19 protein-coding genes are annotated in these 22,300 nt (G+C 41.3%); 4 read left to right on the forward strand and 15 right to left on the reverse strand.

Annotated features, from left to right (window positions below):
* Nucleotides 1-10 precede the first annotated feature (10 nt).
* The 5 genes from CAL7507_RS11110 to CAL7507_RS11130 form a co-directional block, all read right to left on the reverse strand.
* Nucleotides 11-1,195, reverse strand: a complete 1,185-nt coding sequence (locus tag CAL7507_RS11110; RefSeq protein ID WP_015128569.1) for an LLM class flavin-dependent oxidoreductase — start codon at nucleotides 1,193-1,195, stop codon at nucleotides 11-13.
* Between the two features lie 89 nt (nucleotides 1,196-1,284).
* Nucleotides 1,285-2,172 carry an alpha/beta fold hydrolase gene (locus tag CAL7507_RS11115; protein WP_015128570.1) on the reverse strand — a complete coding sequence of 296 codons (888 nt, stop codon included), beginning with the start codon at nucleotides 2,170-2,172 and terminating at the stop codon, nucleotides 1,285-1,287.
* 11 nt (nucleotides 2,173-2,183) lie between these two features.
* Nucleotides 2,184-2,933 carry an SDR family NAD(P)-dependent oxidoreductase gene (locus tag CAL7507_RS11120; protein ID WP_015128571.1) on the reverse strand — a complete coding sequence of 250 codons (750 nt, stop codon included), beginning with the start codon at nucleotides 2,931-2,933 and terminating at the stop codon, nucleotides 2,184-2,186.
* The gene (locus tag CAL7507_RS30745; RefSeq protein ID WP_015128572.1) at nucleotides 2,923-5,094 is read right to left on the reverse strand and encodes a DHA2 family efflux MFS transporter permease subunit; all 2,172 of its coding nucleotides are present in this window, start codon (nucleotides 5,092-5,094) and stop codon (nucleotides 2,923-2,925) included. Before CAL7507_RS30745 ends, CAL7507_RS11120 begins: the two co-directional genes overlap by 11 nt.
* Before the next feature lie 397 nt (nucleotides 5,095-5,491).
* Nucleotides 5,492-6,370, reverse strand: coding sequence for an NAD(P)-dependent oxidoreductase (locus tag CAL7507_RS11130; protein ID WP_042342067.1), 879 nt, complete (start codon nucleotides 6,368-6,370; stop codon nucleotides 5,492-5,494).
* Between the two features lie 243 nt (nucleotides 6,371-6,613).
* On the opposite strand from CAL7507_RS11130, the gene CAL7507_RS11135 reads away from it, so the two are divergent.
* Nucleotides 6,614-7,459, forward strand: coding sequence for a class I SAM-dependent methyltransferase (locus CAL7507_RS11135; RefSeq protein ID WP_160166329.1), 846 nt, complete (start codon nucleotides 6,614-6,616; stop codon nucleotides 7,457-7,459).
* 84 nt (nucleotides 7,460-7,543) lie between these two features.
* Here CAL7507_RS11135 and CAL7507_RS11140 read toward each other — a convergent pair whose 3' ends face one another.
* Nucleotides 7,544-8,344, reverse strand: a complete 801-nt coding sequence (locus tag CAL7507_RS11140; RefSeq protein WP_236556927.1) for a basic amino acid ABC transporter substrate-binding protein — start codon at nucleotides 8,342-8,344, stop codon at nucleotides 7,544-7,546.
* Between the two features lie 369 nt (nucleotides 8,345-8,713).
* Between CAL7507_RS11140 and CAL7507_RS11145 the strand changes: the two genes are divergently transcribed.
* On the forward strand, nucleotides 8,714-9,217 hold the full coding sequence (locus CAL7507_RS11145; protein ID WP_015128576.1) for a YcxB family protein: 504 nt from the start codon (nucleotides 8,714-8,716) through the stop codon (nucleotides 9,215-9,217).
* Nucleotides 9,218-9,489: 272 nt separating this feature from the next.
* On the opposite strand, the gene CAL7507_RS11150 is transcribed toward CAL7507_RS11145, so the two are convergent.
* From CAL7507_RS11150 to CAL7507_RS11165, 4 genes are all read right to left on the reverse strand, one after another.
* On the reverse strand, nucleotides 9,490-10,155 hold the full coding sequence (locus CAL7507_RS11150) for a transposase (RefSeq protein WP_236556786.1): 666 nt from the start codon (nucleotides 10,153-10,155) through the stop codon (nucleotides 9,490-9,492).
* Between the two features lie 34 nt (nucleotides 10,156-10,189).
* Complete coding sequence (locus CAL7507_RS11155) at nucleotides 10,190-10,693, reverse strand: helix-turn-helix domain-containing protein (RefSeq protein WP_042341274.1); 504 nt, start codon at nucleotides 10,691-10,693, stop codon at nucleotides 10,190-10,192.
* Nucleotides 10,694-11,108: 415 nt separating this feature from the next.
* A complete protein-coding gene (locus CAL7507_RS11160; RefSeq protein ID WP_236556929.1) occupies nucleotides 11,109-11,519 on the reverse strand; it encodes a hypothetical protein in 411 nt (136 codons plus the stop codon).
* 22 nt (nucleotides 11,520-11,541) lie between these two features.
* Nucleotides 11,542-12,399, reverse strand: a complete 858-nt coding sequence (locus CAL7507_RS11165; protein ID WP_144051209.1) for a hypothetical protein — start codon at nucleotides 12,397-12,399, stop codon at nucleotides 11,542-11,544.
* A gap of 416 nt (nucleotides 12,400-12,815) precedes the next feature.
* Between CAL7507_RS11165 and CAL7507_RS11170 the strand changes: the two genes are divergently transcribed.
* Nucleotides 12,816-14,018 (forward strand): PLP-dependent aminotransferase family protein, encoded by a 1,203-nt coding sequence (locus CAL7507_RS11170; RefSeq protein WP_015128580.1) that lies wholly within the window; start codon nucleotides 12,816-12,818, stop codon nucleotides 14,016-14,018.
* A 68-nt stretch (nucleotides 14,019-14,086) separates the two neighbouring features.
* On the opposite strand, the gene CAL7507_RS11175 is transcribed toward CAL7507_RS11170, so the two are convergent.
* From CAL7507_RS11175 to CAL7507_RS11190, 4 genes are all read right to left on the reverse strand, one after another.
* A complete protein-coding gene (locus CAL7507_RS11175; protein ID WP_015128581.1) occupies nucleotides 14,087-15,889 on the reverse strand; it encodes a filamentous hemagglutinin N-terminal domain-containing protein in 1,803 nt (600 codons plus the stop codon).
* A gap of 61 nt (nucleotides 15,890-15,950) precedes the next feature.
* Nucleotides 15,951-16,400 carry a hypothetical protein gene (locus CAL7507_RS32700; protein WP_015128582.1) on the reverse strand — a complete coding sequence of 150 codons (450 nt, stop codon included), beginning with the start codon at nucleotides 16,398-16,400 and terminating at the stop codon, nucleotides 15,951-15,953.
* Between the two features lie 671 nt (nucleotides 16,401-17,071).
* Nucleotides 17,072-17,545, reverse strand: a complete 474-nt coding sequence (locus tag CAL7507_RS33025; protein ID WP_015128584.1) for a hypothetical protein — start codon at nucleotides 17,543-17,545, stop codon at nucleotides 17,072-17,074.
* A gap of 1,186 nt (nucleotides 17,546-18,731) precedes the next feature.
* The gene (locus CAL7507_RS11190; RefSeq protein WP_015128585.1) at nucleotides 18,732-19,022 is read right to left on the reverse strand and encodes a hypothetical protein; all 291 of its coding nucleotides are present in this window, start codon (nucleotides 19,020-19,022) and stop codon (nucleotides 18,732-18,734) included.
* Nucleotides 19,023-19,936: 914 nt separating this feature from the next.
* On the opposite strand from CAL7507_RS11190, the gene CAL7507_RS11195 reads away from it, so the two are divergent.
* Nucleotides 19,937-20,293: a tetratricopeptide repeat protein gene (locus CAL7507_RS11195; RefSeq protein ID WP_015128586.1), complete on the forward strand. Its 357-nt coding sequence runs from the start codon at nucleotides 19,937-19,939 to the stop codon at nucleotides 20,291-20,293.
* 262 nt (nucleotides 20,294-20,555) lie between these two features.
* Here the strand turns inward: CAL7507_RS11195 and CAL7507_RS11200 are convergent, their stop codons facing one another.
* Nucleotides 20,556-22,223, reverse strand: coding sequence for an IS1634 family transposase (locus tag CAL7507_RS11200; RefSeq protein WP_015128587.1), 1,668 nt, complete (start codon nucleotides 22,221-22,223; stop codon nucleotides 20,556-20,558).
* Between the last annotated feature and the right edge of the window lie 77 nt (nucleotides 22,224-22,300).

Here is a 22,300-nt window from a genome sequence, read left to right on the forward strand (position 1 = left end):
CGCAATTAAATTAAAGCCTTAGTCCTGCCTGCTTCATCAGTGGTAGGATGCGATCGCCAAAAAATTCTAGGTCTTCTTTGAAGTCAAAAAAGCTTAACTGTAGCCCGTCAATCCCCGCCTGCTTGAGCTGGAGAAACTGCTCGACTACCTGCTCAGGCGTCCCAATCACCTCGATATTGCCCCCAATAGCGCGGCGCTTCGGTGCATCTATACCTCTACGTCCCCTCCAGGCGTGAGCATCGCTATTGAGACGATGAAAGCCATTGGGTGAATCTGGGTCGGCGTGGGCGACGATCGCGTCGTGGTATGCCCAGGTTTCACTTTCAGTTTCTCGGCTAATCACCATCGGATTCAAAAGGGTACGCACTTCCCGGCCAATATCCCTGGCTGCTTGCTTCACCCTAGCTGCATGGGCAGGTAATACTTCGATAGAGCCAGCAAAGTCTGAAGTCCCAGGACTAGTAATAAATACGATGTCCGAGTACCGTGCAGCAAAGGAAATGCCAGCATCGGAACCAGTCGCATTCACCAGCACCGGACGCCCGTATTTGGGTTTGGGTGTGACGAAGCCACCGCCGAGCTTCCACGATGACTTACCCTCAAAAGAGAAGTTGTCGTCATCAGCCCACAAACGCTGTACGACCTCGATAAACTCCGCCGCCAATTCATAACGGTGGTCATGTTCGATACGTGGCCAGCCGAACATCTCATGCTCTACCGCCCGGTGTCCAGTCACTACATTAATACCCCAGCGGCCGCCTGATATGTGGTCTAAGGTTGCACCATACTTAGCCAAGTGCAGGGGATGTATTGGTCCATAGAGTACATGGATAGTAGAGATCAGCAGGATTTTTTGCGTCAAACTCGTCAGGGCGGCGGTAGTCACGAAAGAGTCTAGGGCTTGGCCGTTAAACACCCCACCATAGCCACCTTTGGGTAGCCATTGTGACAATGCAAACACCAAATCAAAGTCTAGAGACTCGGCTTTGAGTACTAAGTCCTTGTTGTAATCGAAACTCCAGTCAGTGGTACGCGGTAGTGTAGAACCACTCCACCCGCCTGCTTGGATGGGTAAGAACAAACCCAGCAGCACAGGCTGTTTCAGAGCTTGCGACAGGGGACTAAGGGCAAAGTCTGTAGGACTGGGAAAGTGCTTCCAGTCAACAATTTCACCAGGGTAATGGGTAAGGGTCATCTGTAAACATCCTTTTCTCGATTAAAAGGTAATTTTGGATTAATTTTTATAAGTAATATTGCCGTGATGTTACCCAAGGGCTATGAGTCTTACTCCTGAAAGAACGCTAATAAATGGTGTACAAGTAACTTTGGTTGTTCTTCTGGGACATAGTGCCCAGAGTTTTGGATAATCACACTACGCACATCTTTAGCTACTGCCTCCATTGCTTTGCGTGTATTTTGGTGGTAGCCTTGGTCACCAGCTACAGCCAGCACTGGCATTGGTAAGAGAGATTTGCCAAATTCCTTGTTATCTGCGGCATCCTGAAACAGGGCCCGATAGTGTGCAAACATCCCTCGCAGTGCCCCTGGTTGCTTCAAGCTATAAGTATATTCATCAATATCATTGTCATTTATCGCCCTCGGATCGATTGTGCCCACTGTTTCACGGCGAAAAAAATACTTGATAAATAGGCTCTCCCGTCCCTGTACCAGTGCCTCCGAAATATCCCCAGCCATGTTAAAGCCAAAATGCCAACTGCCACCATTAGCAACATCCATTGAGCGTTCTAATCCAAAACCTGGCAGGTTACTCTCCATAAACACGAAGCGACGCACCTCTAAGGGATACTGAGCCGCGTAGGCATAAGCAACCTGTCCTCCCAAGTCATGCCCGACTAGAAAAATGTTTTCGTATCCTAACTCGTGTACTAAAGCATGGATATCTTGAGCAACAGTCTTTTTATCGTAGCCAGTGACTGGTTTAGATGAATCGCCAAAACCCCGCAAATCAGGGGCAATAACGGTGTAGTGCCTTGCCAGTAGTGGTATGACTTTACGCCATGCGTACCAAGTCTGCGGCCAGCCGTGGAGTAGTACCACAGGATCACCTACACCGGATGTGGCAAAGTGTAAGCGAATACCATTGACTTGCAGCCGATGACGGGCGATCGCATCTTGAAAGTTTTGGTGTTCAAATTCAGTTGTTGGCGTCATTGGCAATTGTTTTAATTATCTTGTCCTGTTGGTCTAATGAGGATTTCATTGACATTCACATGCTGTGGTTGGGTGACAGCGTAAACGATCGCCGCAGCAATATCTTCGCTTTGCAGAGGTGTAATGGATTTGCGGCGTTCGAGTATGCGTTGTTTGCTCACAGGGTCGGTAATATGGTCATCAATTCCCGTATCCACCAAGCCTGGTTCGATGATGGTGACGCGAATATTATCTTTGTAGACTTCTTGGCGCAAGGCTTCCGAAAGGGCGTTAACACCCCACTTTGTGGCATTGTAAACCCCAATACCAGCCCGTGCTGTGCGACCAGCCACTGAGGAGATATTGACTATATGACCAGATTGCTGCTGTTTCAAAATGGGTAAAGCTGCATGGGTGACATACAGTAGCCCTAGAACATTGAGATCAAACGATCGCTTCCAGTCTGCTGAATTGCCACTCTCAATGGTGCCGAGCAAGGCAATACCAGCATTATTTACCACAATATCCACTCGACCTAATTCTGTATTTACCCTGTGTACTAAATCATTGACTTGGGTTTCATCGGTGACATCAGTCACAATTGCTAGCGCTTGACCACCATGAGCCGTAATCTTTGCTGCCAATGCTGTAAGTAGTTCGGCACGCCTAGCCGCGAGTACTACATGTGCCCCCTCTGCGGCGAGGGCGATCGCTGTTGCTTCACCAATACCCGAAGAGGCTCCAGTAATAATTGCTACTTTTCCTGCTAATTTACCAGCCATCTGTATTACTCCCTGAATTTGTTAACGACGACAAAGAATGTTTTGCAACTAAAGCTTTCAGCCCTAGTTCTGTTCTGAAAGCACTCAAAGGCTGTTGCCAATTTTCTTCCCACTTCTGGGCTAATAAAGGTCTAGCCTTCAAGCCCATATTCCATCCCTGGTGAATACGGGTAATAATGGTATGCAAATCCTCTTTTGAATGCAGCGTGTAGACGATACCTATAGCGATCGCTGCAACTGATAAAGGCGATCTAGTTTGGGCTAAGTAAAATGCATGTAGTCCGACTTCACCAGCCAGATCATTCTCAAAGCCGGTAATTATGTGATGGATATGGTGAGTCTGACGTAGGCGCAACCTAATATAACTGTTGTCATCTTCAATCTTTACCTGCCCCACCAACTCTGGATTTAACCCAGATTTTTTCATGTAAAAAGCATAAACATATCCTAAAGAATCGGTCGCATAGTTTAGCAGTGCATCTAGGTCTGGTGCGGGAGCTAGATAACGCTCTTGCACAATCTGCAAGACATCAGGATGGGATTTGATATACTCTCTAGATGCTTGATAAATGTCCGTATGACTTAATCCCTCTTCTAGGTCATTTAAGGCATTTAGATCACGAGGATTTTGGGATAGTTGTACAAAACTCCTCAAAGCTTGCAGGTGATAAGTGGGTATTTTAGGCTGCCTTGTGAATCGGAAAAATCCTCTCAAGGTCTGACTTAAAGCAGTCCAGGATCTGAGATTATGAAATCTGGAGATGGAAGCGATCGCTGCTAAACTCAAAACTAAGGCTGCAAAGCGATAGGTTCCTTGAAAACCTACAACAATAGCCTCAGGTGGAGCCACAGAGACATCCGCACCTGCAGCAACGCTAGCGACTAACCCGCCAAATATCGCTCCTATCAAAGAAACTCCTACCGTATTCCCTGCAGTGCGAGATAAAGACAATAAACCAGAAGCAATCCCTAGCCGATTTCGGGGTACTGATCCCATAACGATAGTGTTGTTGGGTGATAAAAATAAGCCCAACCCAACACCATAAAATAAATACCGCGACACATACCCAAACTCAGTAATTTGAGCATCAAAGGTACTAATTCCTAAACAGCCAGCAATCATCAACCCCAGCCCAATAGAGTTGATTAACTGGGAGCCAAAGCGGTCTGCAAGTCTACCCGCCAGAGGCGCAGTTAATCCAGTGAGTACAGGCGACACAGCCATCAGCAACCCCACTTTTGCTATGGGATAGTTCTTAACTTGCTCTAGAAAGAAGGGGGTAATCAGTAGCCCGCCACCAAGGACAATAGATACTAGCCAGCCACTGAGCAAACTCATGCTCAGTTGAAAATTCCGAAATAAGTGTAGCTCTAAAAGTGGCTGTTCTATAATGGCTTCCACTACCAAAAAGGTCGCAAAACTTAGGGCAGCTATAGACAGTAATACCAAAGCGTTGATACTTATAAATCCCTGACTCTGTCCTGATGTCATACCCAGCCCAAAGCTGCTCAAGGTGAGTAGAGCTAACAAAGCTCCAAACGGGTCAAATTTTTGCTTACCTGGAAGACGTACAGAAGGCGGTACTACCCTAGCTACCAAAAAACTAGCAATGATCCCCAGTGGTACATTGATGAGGAAGATACTATGCCAGCCTGACCAGTTCAGCAGCAGTCCACCAGCAGAAGGGCCAGAAGCAATACCCAGCGACACGACACTACCGATAACGCCAACCGCCCGACCTCGTTCGGAAGCGGGGAAGACTTCTGTGATAATCGCCAAACCCAGTCCAGAGATGAACACAGCCCCTAATCCTTGGAGTGCCCGAAAAGCAATCAGCCACTCGATGCTAGGAGCCAGACCACACAACAGTGAACCCAAGGTAAACACAATGAGTCCGGCTTGGTATAGGGACTTTTTGCCCCACATATCCCCCAGACGGGTTGCTCCCAAAACTAGGCTGGAACTAACTAATTGGTAACTCAATGCTGCCCATTGGGCTGTGGGAAAAGTGGTATCAAAGGCTTGCACCAATGTGGGTAGAGTCACATTGATGATACCCACGTCTAAGGTAGACATGAATACCCCGAGTCCGATGCCGAACAGCACCCAACGTTTTTGAGAGTCTGACAATGGCAGAGGTTCTGCTTGCAGTTTTGCCAAGGTCTAGACTCCTTGCTTAATTTTACGTTTGTATCTACACTGAATAGCCACTAATCAACATGATTGCTTGAAGGATAAATCACTCACTACAAACTCACAATGTTTGTGTGGAGTACTACTTCGGTGATTTCTAAAAATAATCTTACCAATTAGAGGGCAAACAACCGTACCCTGAGGGTTCCGCTTTAGCGGTATGCCCCTACGGTTCATTGACGATCGCATGGTAATTTCTATTGGAGGAAATCTCCTTAATTCCTCAACCAAAAACATTGCAGATGTCACAATAATTTGTGGTCAATCTACGGTAAGTTGATAGATTTACTGTGCTTTATAGTTAGAAAACTATCATATACAACTCAAACAAGCAAGCTCTATAGGTAGCCAATTCATATCAACGCTATAGGTTGTCATCAGAAAGCTGGGCAATAATATCGGCAAGTAGGCGATCGCTATTTCTCTCCTCCGGTTTTTCCTTACCCAAAGAAGTCTCTTTCACAAAGCGATAAATATCTGCAGCGCCTTCAAAGGTGCGTTCTGTCAAACCCACAGCACCGAAGGTAGCTGCTATCTCTTCCATTTCGCCAACCCAACGATGAGCTTTTGGTGCCATTGATGGTATGGAATGATGCAATAAGTCAAGCAAGTTCTTTTGGCTAGTGGAGAGTTCCTGCTGTAACACTTCATCTAAATCTAGGCGATGGGCGGCGATGAGTAATTCTGTGGCGATCGCTGTTAACCCTTTTGTCAACGCAGCGTAGCACATTTTCAAACCAGAAGCCTTACCAATTTCATCATCGATTACACGGATATCTAAGCCATAGGTGCGTAATTTTTCTAACTCCCCTGCTGGCTTTCCTGATGCATAAATGCGAGTGCGGTTAGGTACTCGTGGCGGTGGCCCAATAATTGATGCATCGATAAATTGTCCTCCAGCAGCTTGGATAATCGGCTCAATGGCTTTTACTCTATCAGGTGCGATCGCATTACAGTCTGCATACAGAATATTTTTTCCTACTTGTTTGATCGCCTCAGCTACCTGCTTTGCTGCTGGCGTCGCAGCTGAGGGGACTAGGACACTAAGCACTAAGTCTGATTCAACAACTAGATTTTGTAGGGAACCAACATTCTCAATTTTCGCTGCTGCTGCTAATTGTTTAGTCCGGGGACTTCTGTCATTTAAGGCTGCAACTGTCCTCATCCCATTTTTGTTTAGCACCGCAGCGATCGCCCCGCCCATATCACCTGGACTTAAGATACCAACCGTTTGTATTGCCATACCTTTTAGCTCATCAACTGACTCAGACTTTGTCATCGCAAAATCTACTATAACTCTATCAGTTTACCGTATTTTAAAATTATCAGATTTACACATATATCCCCGACGGATATTTTTGAGTAAGAATAATTGAGAATTGCTATATAATCGCTACACAAATTTAAAAATAAAAATTGTCACCCACTATTAACAATGATTCATCTAGACAAGTGTCCCTTATGCAATTCAAAGCAGCATATTTCTTTGATTGCACGTAAGTTTGAGCATCCTGATGTCAAAGATTTTATTGATACATATTATGAAAATAGAGTTGATTGGCAAATTTTAGCTGATGAAATTTTTGAAATTATTAAATGTCAAAATTGTACCTTTATATGGCAAAAGTATATTTTAGACTCTATTGGTCTATCTAAACTTTACAGTGAATGGATTTCATCAGAGCAAAGTTTAGCGAAAAAACAATGTGCAAATATGCAGTTATACTCCAAATATGCTAAACAAATACAGTACATAAATAGTTTCTTCCCAGAAAGAAAGCCTAGGGAAATAAAAGTATTAGATTATGGATGTGGTTGGGGATACTGGTGTTTAATGGCAAAAGCTCATGGTTACGAGGTTATGGGTGTTGAAATATCGGAGCAAAGAGTACAATTTGCTAAAAATAATTCTTTAAATATAGTTTATAGTCTGAGTGAAATTTCCGGTAAACAATTTGATTTTATTAACTCACAACAATCTTTTGAGCATATTCCTAATCCTTTAGAAAATCTGAGATATTTAGTTAAAACTTTGAGTCATGGAGGAATAATTAGAATTTCAGTACCTAATGGTAAAAAAATAGAAAAAGAATTAAAGTCTCCCCAATGGAAAGCCAAAAAAGATGCTATTCATCCTCTTGAACATATCAATTGTTTCACTCCCAGAAGCTTGATATACATGGCTGAGGAAGCAGGCTTAAAACTAATGCATGATAAATATCAACAACAAATTGAGTTTAAAGAACAGCTAAAAGAATTTATTAAAACATTTTGGGGAAGGTTTGATTTAGATAGCATCGGCACATCTCTTTATTTTATTAAACTTATTTAGAGGATGTTTTAAAAGGGTCTTTCTATGTCATGTTGTAGGCGCTAGCCTTAGAGCAGGGTACGCAGCGTAGCGGAGTGAAACATCTCAGATTGAAGATTCTGGTAATTTAGGAGGCGTGGTGTTAAACCATTTTTGATAAATTTGCTGGTAAGTACCATTAGATAACAAATTGGTGATAGCTTTGTTAATTACTTCCAGGTAAGGAGAATCTTTAGGCGTAGCAATTCCGTAATATTCTTCTGTTAGTAGATTAGCAACAACTTTGATGCCTTTGAGGTTACCGTTTTTAATTGCATACAAAGTAGCAAAAGCATCGCTAATTACTGCATCTACGTTACCATTGATTAAGTCTTGGAAAAATTCCGGGCCAGAGTTAAAAGTGCTAATCTTAGCGTTCGGGATGGTTTTGGCAAAAGTTGCCCCAGTTGAGCCTATTTGCACACCAATTTTTTTGCCTTTAAGACTATTGAAATCTTGAATATTTTGGTTGTTTGCTCGTACAGTAATTGCTAGTCCAGCTTTAAAATAAGGGCGAGAAAAAGCAATTGTTTTCAGACGTTCAGGGGTAATAGTAATCCCACTAATTGCTGCATCAACTCTCTTGGCTTGTAAAGTAGAAATCATGCCATCAAAAGGTAGATTTTGAAACTGAATTGGTAAACCTGATATTTTAGCGATCGCATTCATCAAATCAATATCAAAACCTTCCAATTGACCACTAGCATTTTGGCTCTCAAAGGGGATAAAAGTAGGGTCTGTAGCTACTTTAAATGGTTTAGTTCCTGTATTCGGGCTTGTCGTGATGGTGGATTGACAACTATTACAGATAATTATCAATAGCAAACAGCCTAAGCTTAGAATTAGTTGATGCCATTTTCTGTTCATCAATTTCACCATCAGTAGGTTAGTACGAATCCAGTTAAACCACATCTATTTTGAGAACCATAGTTTTCCAAAGTAGTGGGAGTATCTTGCTCCCGAATGGTAGTAGCGGGCATCTTGCCCGCACTACTCCAGGTTTCAAAATCGACAAGGTTTAATTTATGTTTACGTAGTGCATTTTGCAGATTCTTAGTATAAACTTATCAAAAAACCAAAAAGTCCAATTATCTAAGATTTTGGTAAAATCCATCCATCAAACTATCACTCATACTCCCTCTCAACATGGTGCATAAAGTTCTATCTTAAAACGATATATATAACAGAGTCAAAATTTTACCTAAATCTCTCAACATCTTCCAGGAGAAAATTTGTATGCAATTTGCATATCGCCTAAATGTCAACGACTTGAAAGAAGCAAGTCAATCTCACTCCAAAAAAGGATTATTGAAATATTGCTTATTAATGGCGGGAATTCTTCTATTGACATCAATACTGCCCTTACTCACACAAGGAGGTATCTCCTTCAGAGAGATTTTCTGGAGTATTCTTTTACCTAACATATTATTCTTCATTTTTATATATGTATTAATGCGGATTTTACAAAATTTTCTGATTAGTCGTAATTGGAAGAGTCAACCTGGGGCAAAATCTGACATTAGCGTAGAAACAACTGAAGAAGGATTACAGATTACTACACAATCATCAGATTCAAGACTGAAGTGGTCACTTTATACACACTGGAAAGAAACTCCCAACTTATTTATGGTTTATCAATCTCACAACTGCTTTAATATATTTCCCAAACGCGCTTTTAGCAGTGAAGAACAAGTTAACGAATTTCGAGCATTGTTGCGTACAAACTTACAAAATAAATAGATTTATGAAAATAAACTGTTCACACCATAATTATTATGGATGTAGTATTAAATGTAGGTTGGGTTGAGGCAATGCGTTACCCAACACCCCTTTTTTGAGATTGTTTTAGTCGTATCAGTCCAGTAGTAGGGTGGGCATTGCCTAGTACCGCAAGGCGGAAGTCAAAAGTCAAAAGTCAAAAGTAATATGGAGTAAGCTTTTTAGCGATTGAGAATGGTCTGCTTATTTCCGCCGCACTGTACTAGTACAGGACGGCGGAAATAAACCGAGTATTAAACAGCCAAAACTTTACCCTTATATGTCCACTTGAAAGGTTTAGCCATTGTTTGATTAAAGTAGTCAATAAAAGCAAGAATTCTAGTTTTGAGATCATCCTGACTCTGGAAACTGGCTCTTCTTAGTAACTTCCGTACCAAAATACTAAACCAAATTTCAATTTGGTTGAGCCAAGAAGAATGTAGTGGTGTGTAATGGAAAACGATTTGATGTGTGGGGTCACTTAAAAAAGCTGCACGAGATTTCATTGATTTGAGGATGCCACTTTTACCCTTAATGCCAAGGTTGATGTTTAAACCTTCAATTTGTGCAACAAAACGAACTAAGGACTCCGATTGATGAGTGTTCAGGCAATCCATAATTAAATGCCATTTTTTCGCATTGGGGTCAGTGGCAATAGTTTGATGAATATGAAAGATAAAATCAACTTCTGTTCTGGAATCTCCACAAGTTGGTCTGATAATTTGACCAGTGGCAACATCGAAACTGGCTATCAAGGTTTGCGTACCGTGACGAATATATTCAAATTCCCTTCTTTCAACTTTGCCCGGTCGCATTGGTAAGTCTTTTTCTATGCGCTCAGTAGCTTGAATACCTGTCATCTCATCAATAGATATTGTGCGTTCCCCCTTTAGATGACGGTCAATCGCATTTAAATACAAATCTGTAATATCTTCAACTTTTGCATCAAATTTTTCATCCAGGGGGGGGAGTCAGCCAGTACCGACTTTGGTGTGGCTTCAATTGAGCTTCTTCTAATAGTCTTCCCACATGGCGAACAGATATACTTTCGATAATCCCTTGTTTTGTAATTTCATCTGTCAGTTCTCTAGATGTCCAGTGACTTATTGTCCGACCGTAATCTTCTGGCGGCGAACAGGCAAGCGCAAACAACTCTATTACTTGTTCCATGCTAAATTTTACTGGTGCGCCAGTACGCTCTTGATCTTGTAATCTTTGAAAAGCTGATAATTTTGCTCCCTCTGTCTCCAACCATCGCTTTCGCCATAAACGAGTCATATCTAGACTAATCTCTAATATTCGAGCAATTTCGCCGTTATTTCTCCCTGATGATGCCAGAAGAATAATTTTGGCTCGGATGACGATTTGCTGTGCTGTCTTATGTCCCTTTATCAACTCTTGTAGTTCATTCTGCTCACTATCACTCAAACTTAATTCTTTTGGAGCTAATCTTGCCATACCCTGATTCTTTGTCACCAAACAAAGCTTTTCATCTACTGACTTAATTATCCCATATAATACTCGGCTTACTTCCGCCGTCTTGTACTAGGCTGTTGACTCTGTGCCTTTCTAGGAGGTCAAAATTCATGCAAAATTTGTGTAGTCATTGCGAGCAGAGCGAAGCAATCCCTGCGATTGCTTCGCTCTGCTCGCAATGACAGAAGAGAGATTTTACACGCGCACAAAAATAGCATGAACCAAAAACAAGTAAATTTCATCAAAGTCAACAGCCTAGAAATGAGGGACTGTAGTGTGAGCGTCTCGCTCACGCGGGCTTTTCGGCCCGCACTACCAAAAACCCCTCAAAACAAAATTGACAAACCACTAGGCATTGCCCACCCTACAAATACTAACACGCCATTATTTGCTATATCTACAAAAATAACTTACGCACAAAACGTAACAAGGAAATAACATATTCTGTTTTTTGTTGCGTTTTAGATGCAGTTTTAATTTCTTGTAATATTTTCTGCATCTCAGATATATTTCCTGGATTAATGTTAATAATAGTTGCCCTGATAATCGCTGCTCTGACGCTATTCAGAGTATCTTTACATTCACGCACTGCTTGACGCAACTTGTTTACTTGTTCCCAATTTCTTGCTTCCTGTGCATTTATTAGTGAAAACTGAATTTGAGGGAGGATATTCTGTAAATCTTCCTCTGTTTCATTAAGTTTTGGTAAATCTATTTGATTATTAATTGATTGTAACCGATGAATTATTGCTTGTAATTTGTCTAATATATTATCGATATCTAATATATCAAAATTATCTTGATCCATATTACTCATAGCTGAAAAATTCCTATATTTGACATAGCTGAGATTCTGTCGATTGAGAATTTCTCTTTTTTAGAGATATTTCTCTCATAAATAATCTCAAAGTTTTATCTTGGTTAATCGCATATTCTAAGCTACTTATCTTACCAAGGGTTGAACTATAATCTTTACCAGTAAAATTGGCAGCTACACCAATAATTTTAGTAACTCTAGTAGCTATAGCTTCAAAGCTAAGGTTAGGATATTCATCAATTAATTGAGAGAGTTTTTTGCCAGTATCAGCCACTAGTAAAAGTTTAGTGATGGATTCATTAAGAATTTGTTTTTCTGCTGCATTAACTTTGAGCCATTCATCTATTTGTTCAGCAACTTGACGCTTAATCTCTGCTGGTGGCAATGGTGATGATATATTAGGGTTATTATACTGTCTACGAAGCTGCTGTAGCTTTAAAGCTATGATTACCCGTTGCGGATTGTTTGGCTTTGGTGGTTTTTCTTGAATTTGTTTAGCTAAAAGTAGCGTCTTGACTGTTAAGCATCTTGCAGGTGTAGCAGTTTGAGCAACTATCCTGGCACTGCCATAATCAATATTTTCGAGGTTGTTAAAAATCTCTACAGCCGTTTCATATTCTGCCTGTAAAGCATCCAGTTCTTGGTCAAAATCTGATGGCTGGTTATTTGACTGATTTTCTCCCGTGATAATTTTATCTATTTCTAGAGGGTCGCCATAATTAATCCGCCTATCTGTGAGTAATTGATCAATGACAAAATCACGAGATATTTTAGTATCTATTGGGAGATCATTAAGTTGATAAATTTTCTTCACTGATGTGATGGCATCAATGGCTTGATTACGAAAGCTCTCGGCTGTTAGTCGCAACATTGTTCTTTTTTCAGGTGTGCAACTGCTGAGAGTTATACTGATGGTGAAAGCTATGATAGAAAATCGACTTAGGGATGATATTTTAGGATGAGGTGTTCTCATATTTATTAGGGAAATAATTACATGAGTTTATCTATTAATCTATTAGAGAGATGAGAATTAAGAGGTTTTTACTTGAGTTCAAAAGTTTGGATATAGAAATTATCAAATAAATGAAATATATTTTTTCTCAAAAGATTTAAAATTCATAATTATAGAAGATTTATCATTCTGGCTCTGCTCCCTAATCTAGGGTATATTGCACTCGACTGAAAACCGCTATAGTATTCTGGAAAATTTATTTTGTTGTTAAAAAACTGATTTGATAACTTTACCATGCTGATATACCTGTAAACCTAAAGAAAAACTTTCTCGATATGGCTTATATTACACCTGCTTACCAAATTGCTGACCTGTTTGCGGAAAGAGCCAGAAACCTGATACCACAAACCTATGGTACAGAGTTGACGAAGATCATCACTGTCAGTTTTACTTATGGTTTAGCTGACCCAAGTATCTTTCCTCATGCTGAACTCGCCGCCGCAAGTGTAGCGGTGTTGGATCAAGAGGCGGCTGTTGCTCTCAATTATGGACCACCCTCACCACAACTTTATGAACAGCTAATTCTCCGGTTGCAGACACAAGGGATTTTAGCCGATCGCTCGCGCATTCTCATTGGTTACGGTTCAGCGCAGATCCTAGGTTTGCTGGCGGATGTGTTGATCGAGTCTGGTGATGTAGTAATTGTTGAAGGGCCAACCTTCTTGGGAGTCGTTGGCAGATTTAAAAACGCTGGCGCGCGGATATTAAGCATTCCTATCGATGATTTGGGAATGAATGTAGACGCGCTGGAAGCAACTTTGATTGATTTGCAGAAACAGGGTATTCGACCTAAATTTATTTACACAATCCCTACTTTTCACAATCCTACTGGTACCACTATGCCACTGTTTCGCCGCAAAAAATTAGTAGCATTAGCGGCGGAATATGGTGTGTTGGTGGTCGAAGACGATGCCTATAGCGATTTGCGATTTAGTGGGGAAGCTGTGGCTTCTTTGGCATCTCTTGATGAAGCGGGGTGGGTGTTATATGTCAGTACCTTCTCGAAAATTATCGTACCTGGTGTGCGGCTGGGCTGGGCTTGTGGTCATCCAGCCATCATTGAGCGGCTGGCGATGTTCAAAAGTGAGGGGCCTGTGGGGCCGTTTATCAGCCATGTAATTGGCCGCTACTGTGCATCTGGGAATCTGGATCTCCACATCCAGAAACTAATTGCTTGCTACCGCCATAAATGTGATTTGATGCTAGATGCGATCGCCCACAATTTCCCCGACGATGTAGTGATCAACCAACCCGATGGTGGCTTTTTTGTTTGGTGTCAATTACCACCAGATATCAGCGCTAAAGCACTTCTGAGTGCTACTAGTGAATATGGCGTTACTTTCCTGCCAGGTACTCGCTGCTACGCCAATGGCCAAGGAGACGACGCTATTAGGCTAGCTTTTAGCTTTCAGCCGATGGAGAAAATCACCGAAGGCATAGGCATCCTAGGAGATGTGATACGTAAACTGCGCCACTAGTAGTCTGTCCCATTAATTTTATTTATGGGGCTGTGAAGTCCCCGACTTCTACCCTGCAGGAAGCCACCCTACGGGTGTCTATAAGAAGTCGGGGATCTGAACACCACGAACCTTTGAAGTGGCAAAAGTTTCTCATACCAATTTAAAAAAAGAATGCGACAGATGGGTAGGGGCACGGCATCCATAGACTTTCGGGAAAAACGATAGTTTATCGGTGCCGTGCCCGTACGCAGAATGTATGTGTTGCAAATGTTATCTAGCAGCACAGAGCGAGCGGTTATATCTAGCTCCCCAGCTTTTCCGAGATTTCTGCTGATAGAATTCTGTGGGGATTGACTACTTAAACTGATTTTTGCCCCGTCCCGGACAATCAATTTCTCTGTAGTTAGAGTTAAGTTACCAGCATTTCCAGGACCTTGAGTTGAAGTAAACAAGCCACTGTTTTGATTAATTGCTAAGTCTCCAATTAATTCTACAGACTTGGAGGCGTTCACAGTCAAATTCCCTCCTTTGCCTGTAGCAGGGATAACTTGTCTAGAAGCTGTTATAAATCCCGCAGATTGCGTGCTTACCCTTGCCCCTCCCTGAACAATCAACCTTCCAGTGTTAATCGTAATATCACTCGCATTTCCAGCACCAGAAGTTGCACTAAGCAATCCACTGACATCAAACCTGGGAAAGGGAAATTGAACCTTGGAGCCACCAATCAGTTCCACAGAATCTGAGGCGTTTACAGTTAGTTGTCCTGTGGAACCGGAGCTAGAACTATTAACGAATATTTGCGCTCCATCCCGGACAATCAACTTTTTGGTGGTGACAGTTAAATTGCCGACGTTGCCAGAACTGAAACTTCTAGTCCTCAAGGATGTAGGAAAACCAATTAGTTCTACAGACTCAGAGGTATTAACTGTTAAATCACCTCCTGGCTCTGCTCCCAAGGTATTCGCCAAAATCATAGAACCGCCAGTCAGCAACAAACGCTTACCTTGCACATTGATATTGCCGCCACCCTCGCCACTCACATCTACATACGATGGAATTTGATTGCGATCAATTATTTGGATGTTCTGAAAATCCTGGACATCTTTATATCCCAAACTCCAGCCTTGGTCAATTGCGCTCAGACTAACTAAACTATTGGCTGCGACACTTCCTAATTCTATTCGCCCTCCCTTGGCTGTTAAATTGCCACCCTCCAGACTCAAACCTCCACCTACAAAAGCTAGAGTTTTGCCTACATTTACCTGTAGACCAACTGGTCTAATAAGACTATTAGTTGCACCGCCTGGACTAGCTTGAGATTGATTGCGGATAGTTCCGGGACTAGTGCCGAATTGTAAACCAATGGGCACGCTAATTGTCAACAGAGGCGTAGTTTGAGGATTTGTAGCGCTAAATTTAGTCCCATCGGCAAAGTTAAGACTACTAGCCGTACTAGCTACAAATGAGCCGCCGATGTTAAGAGACGCATTAGGGCTAAAAATAATGCCATTGGGATTGAGCAGAAACAGGTTAGCACTGCCATTGGCTCGAATTGCCCCATTTATATTAGATATAGATTTGCCTGTGACTCTAGTGATGATATTTTGAATATTTGCAGTGTTGTTGAAGTAAGCTGTGCTGTCGGTGGGAACAGAAAATTGTTCAAAACTGTGGAATAGGTTCTGATTGCGAGTCGCTCCACCATCAATTTGGTTAATAGGCTGGTTATTGATTAGTTGGGGTGTAATGATCGAACTCTCAGATCCTAGGGTGTTATCCCTGATAATCTGGGCTAAAGCACAATCTGCAGACAAGGCAATTGCGCCAATAATTGCTAAAGGACTGCATAGCCCTAGCTTGTAGTACCAACTGCTTTGGTTGTGAGACATCACAGAGTTTATTTACATCCCAGGAACAGCAGCTTGGTAGTGAAATACTGCCCATTGCTTATTAGGATAATACCACTCTGTAGTGACATGAAGGAACTGCTCCCATCACGAGGTAGACTGCTTCCGCCACGAGGTAGATTGCTCCCGTCACGAGGTAGATTGCTTCCGCCACGAGGTAGATTGCTCCCGTCACGAAGTAGACTGCTTCCGCCGCGAGGTAGATTGCTTCCGCCACGAGGTAGACTGCTTCCGCCACGAGGTAGACTGCTCCCGCCACGAGGTAGACTGCTTCCGTCACGAGGTAGACTGCTCCCAATACGGTTCGGTTAAAGCAAGAGACGCGACGCCAGTCGCTACAACGGGGGAAACCCCACGCCAGTTCTCTCAAGTCGGCAAAGCCGCCCACGAGACTGGCTCCGCAACGCGCTGGCTCATAAATCGGCGTCTCTACAATCATCAATCCTTCGTAGAGACGGCGATTTATCGCGTCTTTGTGATCTATAATTTTCATCAAAAAACTTTAACCGAACAGTATTGAGTGATATTCCACCCTACAGATGATGCGCCGTCGAACTCACATTACAGCAGTTTTCACGTATTTGAACCACACTGTAAGGGCACAGCACTGCTCATTGGTGTCAACTTAATGTGAAACCACGCCATACCCATAGCCCGCCTCCGAATGAATTCGGAGTCTAATAGCAAAAGTCATCTAAAAGATGACTAAAAATTATCATTTATCCCTAGTGGTTTGTCAATTTTGTTTTGAGGGGTTTTTGGTAGTGCGGGCATCTTGCCCGCGTGAGCGAGACGCTCACACTACAGTCCCTCATTTCAACCCTGACAGACTACTAGTCTACTTCAGTAGACTAGTGCTACAAGAGAGGGAATTCATTCCCAGGCGGGTGAGTCAGCCAAGCGTAAAGCTATTTTTAGCTTAAGTTGACACCAATCAGCAGTGCTGTGCTACTACGGCAAATAAGGTCACACCACACAAATTTGACTAGCCTAACTAGCAATTTAATCCACACAGAGATTAACTCTGCGTGGATAGACAATAATATTATTTAGCAGTAACAGCCTGGAAACTAGTTAGGTAACATGTCAGGATCACACCACAAGAATTTGACTAACTTAATTTCCTGAGTGACCGTCACCCACATCACCAAAGCAGATTTGAGATTAAATGCATATCCAACAGCCATCAGGCGCACACTCTTGACACCAAACTATAGTACAATCTGCTACCTTTGTCGGCTGTTTTTTAATTGCTTCCAACAATTTCTGGACTTGCTGACTTTCATCAGCATCACTAGATTGAATTTTACTGAGGTCGAGAATGGATTCAAATTTCAAAAAATTATTTTCTGTACTAGACTGATCAAGTACCTTAGCAATTTTCGATGTTTTCAAGCTCTCAAAGACTTGGCGAATATCGCCGCTGCTACCAATTCCTTGGTAATTAACTTTCCAGTCTGAATACTCATTCAGAATTTCACGAGCATACTTTTCATAGCGTGGAGCCTGAAAAGTTGATTTTGCACTATTCAAAACTGCAGCTTGAGTAGTCCCTAGAAAAATAGAACCAAGTGCAACAGCAGCAGTCGCTAGAGAAGTAGTAAAGACACGATTCCAAATGGTAGTTGAAAAGCTCATATCACCCTGTATTTAAGGAATATTTTCTACTGAAATCACAGCCTTAGATAAACTATATTTTTTATGGTTAAAGCCAAAAATGTTTAGTGGTGATACAAAAATTTATATCTACGGAAAAAGTATATTAGGAATTACGCATTGACAGAAAACATCAAATATGGGTGACGGTAAAACTACATCTTTCGTAGGGGTAAAGCGCAATGCTCATTGGTGTCAACTTAACGTGAAACCCATATCCCGCCTCAGAATGAATTCTGAGTCTAATAACCCAAGTCATCTGTACACGAAGTGTTCCCGTTCGCGTAGCGTCTCCGTCAGGAGAAGGGTAGATGACTAAAAATTCTCAAAAATCCTCAGTTTACTTTAGTAAACTTTGGCTATTAGCCTTGGAATTCATTCCTAGGCGGGTAGGTAAGCCTTGCAATAAGCCATCTGTAGCTTAAGTTGACACGTATGAGCATTGCGCTTTCCCTCTACAATATCGGTCTATTTACCATCAATATAATTATTAATCAAAGCCTGAAACGAGCCATTTTGGTCAAAGCATAACATGATTAATTTGTACAGTGCGTAAGGCATCAAATAAAAATAAGTAGTAGTCTGTCAGGGTTGAAATGAGGGACTGTAGTGTGAGCGTCTCGCTCACGCGGGCAAGATGCCCGCACTACCAAAAACCCCTCAAAACAAAATTGACAAACCAGTAGTGCGATCGCGAGAGCGTGTCCGTTGGCGCAGCCTCCCGCAGAGAAGGACAAACATCTTGCTCGCGCAGGCAAGATGCCCGCACTACAAATATTAAATTGTTCAACTTATTTTTACACGACTCCTAAATGCGTAAGTCCTGCGCCCTTGGCGTTATCGCAGAGAAGTAATCGCCTGTGATTGCTTCTCTGCGAGACGCTGTTCGCGTTCGCTCCGCTTGCAATGACGGGAGAGAGATTTTGCACTCTCACAACAATGGTATGAACCAACAATCATCAAATTTCATCAAAGTCAACAGCCTAGGATAAGCCTAACTAACAATTTAATCCACACAGAGATTAACTCTGCGTGGATAGACAATAATATTATTTAGCAGTAACAAGCTGGAAACCAGTTAGGTAATATGTCAGGGTCACACCACAAGAATTTGACTAACTTAATTTCCTGAGTGACCGTCACCCACATCACCAAAGCAGATTGGAGATTAGATACATGTCCAACAGCCACCAGGACAGCAGAATTCACACCAAACTAAAGTGCAATCTGCTAGCTTTCTTGGCGGTTGTTGAATTCCTCCTAACAGTTCCTGTCCTTGCTGACTCTCATCACTATTACTAGATTGAATTTTACTCAGGTCGAGAGTGTATTGCCATTTTATAGCATTATCTGGTATACCGTACTTGCTAATTACAGTCCCAATACTAGATGTTCTCAAAGCGTCATTGACTGCCTGTCTTAGCTCTTCTTCAAACTGCTGTAATGTTTGCTCATCCATAACTATTTTCTATCCTGAAAAACTAATAGGTTAGTAAACCGAATTTGTGATTTACTAACTTATTCATCACATCGGTTTGCGAAGATTCCGGAGTTTGGCATAAAATTTTCTGCGGGAATTCCTCAAAGCGTTCAAGACAACTTGGTCACAACTACATAACTCACTGCCTACGTATTAATATAGTCAGATTATCGGCTTGTGGAAAAGATTGAGGATGCCGTGCCCCTACTGGAACGACACGACTAATGGTGCGTTAACCAAAAACATATCGTACGGGCACGGCATAGTCAGATTATCGGCTTGTGGAAAAGATTGAGGATGCCGTGCCCCTACTGGAACGACACGACTAATGGTGCGTTAACCAAAAACATATCGTACGGGCACGGCATAGTCAGATTATCGGCTTGTGGAAAAGATTGAGGATGCCGTGCCCCTACTGGAACGACACGACTAATGGTGCGTTAACCAAAAACATATCGTACGGGCACGGCATAGTCAGATTATCGGCTTGTGGAAAAGATTGAGGATGCCGTGCCCCTACTGGAACGACACGACTAATGGTGCGTTAACCAAAAACATATCGTACGGGCACGGCATAGTCAGATTATCGACTTGTGGAAAAGATTGAGGATGCCGTGCCCCTACTGGAACGACACGACTAAAATGATGCAAACAAATGTAGCCACTGTCTTAATTGTGAAGTGCGATCATTCAGACATGGAGTTAAAAAGCGGTATGAAGTGCGATCGCCGATATTGCGATTGGTTTAAATTTTAACCTTCTGCATTCTTTAACTGCAAAAACTCGACTTTTAGCTAATTGACGAGATAGCCGCATAAGAGTGAAATTAACTTTACCCCCAGCCAGTTATTCAAAAAGGCAGAGGAGAGAGATTATTCCTATTGATAATAATCATGAAAATTTTAACAGTTAATCACAAAAAATCTACTTTCATTTTATTTATTTTACATTCTTTAATTTCTTGGCATTTAGTAGCGCTTTTTTTATCCCCAGTTGGTTTCGCTCAAACAGTAGATAATCGTTTATACCGAGCCGATTTACTGCTACGGTTAGGAATTAGGCAACATCAGACTGCTCAATTTGCAGCGGCTTTAGTGTCTTTGCAGGAAGCATTGCAACTTTATCAGCAGCATAAAAACGCAATTGGGGAAGCTAATACTTTAGGGATTTTGGGTAAAATCTACTTTACTTTAGGGCAATACGGGCAAGCAATTGGGCATTATCAACCTACATTCCGCAGATGTAACTGATATTACTGGTAATTTTGAAAAATCAAGACTAGAATATTTTTATTAGTCTAATTTTTAGGTTAAAATTTACTTTTATTTACAACGATTAGGGAGTTTATCAGTAAGTTAATTTCACAGATTATCCTAATATATTCATTTTCGCGAACAATCAAATAATTTATCTAAAATTTCCCAATATAAACTTAGCAAAGACTATTATAATCTTCGCGGTAATTCTAATTTTTAAAAAATATTTCCAATTTGTTCAGACAAATAACCCAGTTTAAATCATCAGATAGTATTGACGACAATTTTCACCCAAATAACGTAATATTTTTTGACGTTCCTCTGTTAAATTACTCATTTGTTGCTTGCCATTGACAAGCAACAAGTGTACAGATTGAAACATCTGAAATATCCACCTCATTGTCGGTTTATTCGTGAATTTCTTTACCTGATTTCTGACGCTACCATCTGATAATAATAATGCTTGCCTCAACTTTCTTTGTGCTAGGTTATAGACTAACAAGCATAGCTCCATTATCATCGCAATTGCCTCCACTCTTTCGGGACTTTTGACAAATACACTTGACGTAAAAAACAATGGATCTTTTAAAAATCTAAATCCTCTTTCGTTCGATTGTTGAGCTTTATATTCTAAGAGTACCTGCTGATTATTCAATTCATCTTCATCTAAGATATTCGTCGCCAATATAAATCTTCCAGCTTTAATTTTCTCAGCTTCTATCACTTCTATTCTCGGTTCTATTTGACCTGTGACTTGATATTTTATTTGCTGTTTCTCGGTGGATTTACTTGGTCTTCCTGCTTTGGTATACTCTGGTTTTTCTGAGTACTCAATTTCTTTGATTTGGTGATATTTCCACGATAATGATAGCTTTTCTACAGCGATTTTAGCATCTGCCTGACATGCAAATTCTTGTCTGGATAGTTTGCGTAGTGCGGCTTGCGCTTTTTCTAACTGCTTCTCAACTTGTTTTTTTACTTGTTGAATACTTGATTTTTTTCGCTGTTCACTTTCTATGATTAACCATCTTTGTTTTATCTTTCCGTATTCACTTTCTCTAGTTGCTATTTTGTATCCTGTTGTTTCACTTTCTTGCCATTCATTTTCCTGAATATCTAAGATTTTATGTTGTGCCTCTTTAATACTTAGTGGTACTCTAGTTATCCATTTTATTTCTCTCATGGCTTCTAGGTTATCAGCTGTGTATAAGGCACTGTCAGCTACACATATTCCCGCGAATGTCCATTGCTTTCTAAATTCTTTTAATCGGGAGACGAATACACTTTTATCATCTACGTTTCCTGAATCTACTTTTAAATATAATGGGATATCTCCATCTCCTGTCACTATCATATCAATGATAAATTGTTTTAAGTCTGGTCGGTGGTCTCTCGAGTATCCATGAACAATTTCTATGGGTTTCATTTCTGACTCTAATTCGGCTTGATTTAATGAGGCTTCTTGATTAATTTTATCTATTGTCTCTGACTCTTTTTCATATTCTCCATGTACATACATTGAACTCCCATCTAAATGAATACTATTCATTTCTACTTGGAATTTGTCCGCCGCTTTTATGGCGATTGCTGTAAATAATTTCGTTGTTCCTACTTGATAGTATTGGTCTAATGCCCTTCCTAATCTATCGTCATTTAAATGTGATGGGTAGACTCCTTTTCCTATTAGATGTTCGGTTGCTTTTCCTACAAAAAACTCCTCAAATAGATATAATGGTGCGCTCAAAAACCCTAACCCATTCAAAATCATTGCTTTCATTACTTGTCCAGGAGTGAGAGTTTCTTTAACTTTTATTCCCACTTTTTTATTCACTTCTTCTACCAATTCCATCTCGTCTATTATTCCCGCTACTATGCCCAAATGGTCTATATTTAGGACTTTTATTGTTTCTAGTGCCTCATTCATGCTTTTTCTCTTTCCACTTACCGCCTTATTATTTTATAGAAAAAAAGCCTGAAATAATTGCTATACAACCATTTCAG

Source organism: Calothrix sp. PCC 7507 (assembly GCF_000316575.1).
Taxonomy (GTDB): domain Bacteria; phylum Cyanobacteriota; class Cyanobacteriia; order Cyanobacteriales; family Nostocaceae; genus Fortiea.

Excerpts from the sequence above, each read along its gene's own strand:
- CAL7507_RS11140 (WP_236556927.1), bottom strand. The coding sequence starts at position 8,344 with ATGAACAGAAAATGGCATCAACTAATTCTAAGCTTAGGCTGTTTGCTA.
- CAL7507_RS11120 (WP_015128571.1), bottom strand. The coding sequence starts at position 2,933 with ATGGCTGGTAAATTAGCAGGAAAAGTAGCAATTATTACTGGAGCCTCT.
- CAL7507_RS11160 (WP_236556929.1), bottom strand. The coding sequence starts at position 11,519 with ATGGATCAAGATAATTTTGATATATTAGATATCGATAATATATTAGAC.
- CAL7507_RS11190 (WP_015128585.1), bottom strand. The coding sequence starts at position 19,022 with ATGGATGAGCAAACATTACAGCAGTTTGAAGAAGAGCTAAGACAGGCA.
- CAL7507_RS11200 (WP_015128587.1), bottom strand. The coding sequence starts at position 22,223 with ATGAATGAGGCACTAGAAACAATAAAAGTCCTAAATATAGACCATTTG.
- CAL7507_RS11110 (WP_015128569.1), bottom strand. The coding sequence starts at position 1,195 with ATGACCCTTACCCATTACCCTGGTGAAATTGTTGACTGGAAGCACTTT.
- CAL7507_RS32700 (WP_015128582.1), bottom strand. The coding sequence starts at position 16,400 with ATGAAAATTATAGATCACAAAGACGCGATAAATCGCCGTCTCTACGAA.
- CAL7507_RS11170 (WP_015128580.1), top strand. The coding sequence starts at position 12,816 with ATGGCTTATATTACACCTGCTTACCAAATTGCTGACCTGTTTGCGGAA.
- CAL7507_RS11155 (WP_042341274.1), bottom strand. The coding sequence starts at position 10,693 with ATGGCAAGATTAGCTCCAAAAGAATTAAGTTTGAGTGATAGTGAGCAG.
- CAL7507_RS11115 (WP_015128570.1), bottom strand. The coding sequence starts at position 2,172 with ATGACGCCAACAACTGAATTTGAACACCAAAACTTTCAAGATGCGATC.
- CAL7507_RS11145 (WP_015128576.1), top strand. The coding sequence starts at position 8,714 with ATGCAATTTGCATATCGCCTAAATGTCAACGACTTGAAAGAAGCAAGT.
- CAL7507_RS11165 (WP_144051209.1), bottom strand. The coding sequence starts at position 12,399 with ATGTTGCGACTAACAGCCGAGAGCTTTCGTAATCAAGCCATTGATGCC.
- CAL7507_RS33025 (WP_015128584.1), bottom strand. The coding sequence starts at position 17,545 with ATGAGCTTTTCAACTACCATTTGGAATCGTGTCTTTACTACTTCTCTA.
- CAL7507_RS11130 (WP_042342067.1), bottom strand. The coding sequence starts at position 6,370 with ATGGCAATACAAACGGTTGGTATCTTAAGTCCAGGTGATATGGGCGGG.
- CAL7507_RS11195 (WP_015128586.1), top strand. The coding sequence starts at position 19,937 with ATGAAAATTTTAACAGTTAATCACAAAAAATCTACTTTCATTTTATTT.
- CAL7507_RS11175 (WP_015128581.1), bottom strand. The coding sequence starts at position 15,889 with ATGTCTCACAACCAAAGCAGTTGGTACTACAAGCTAGGGCTATGCAGT.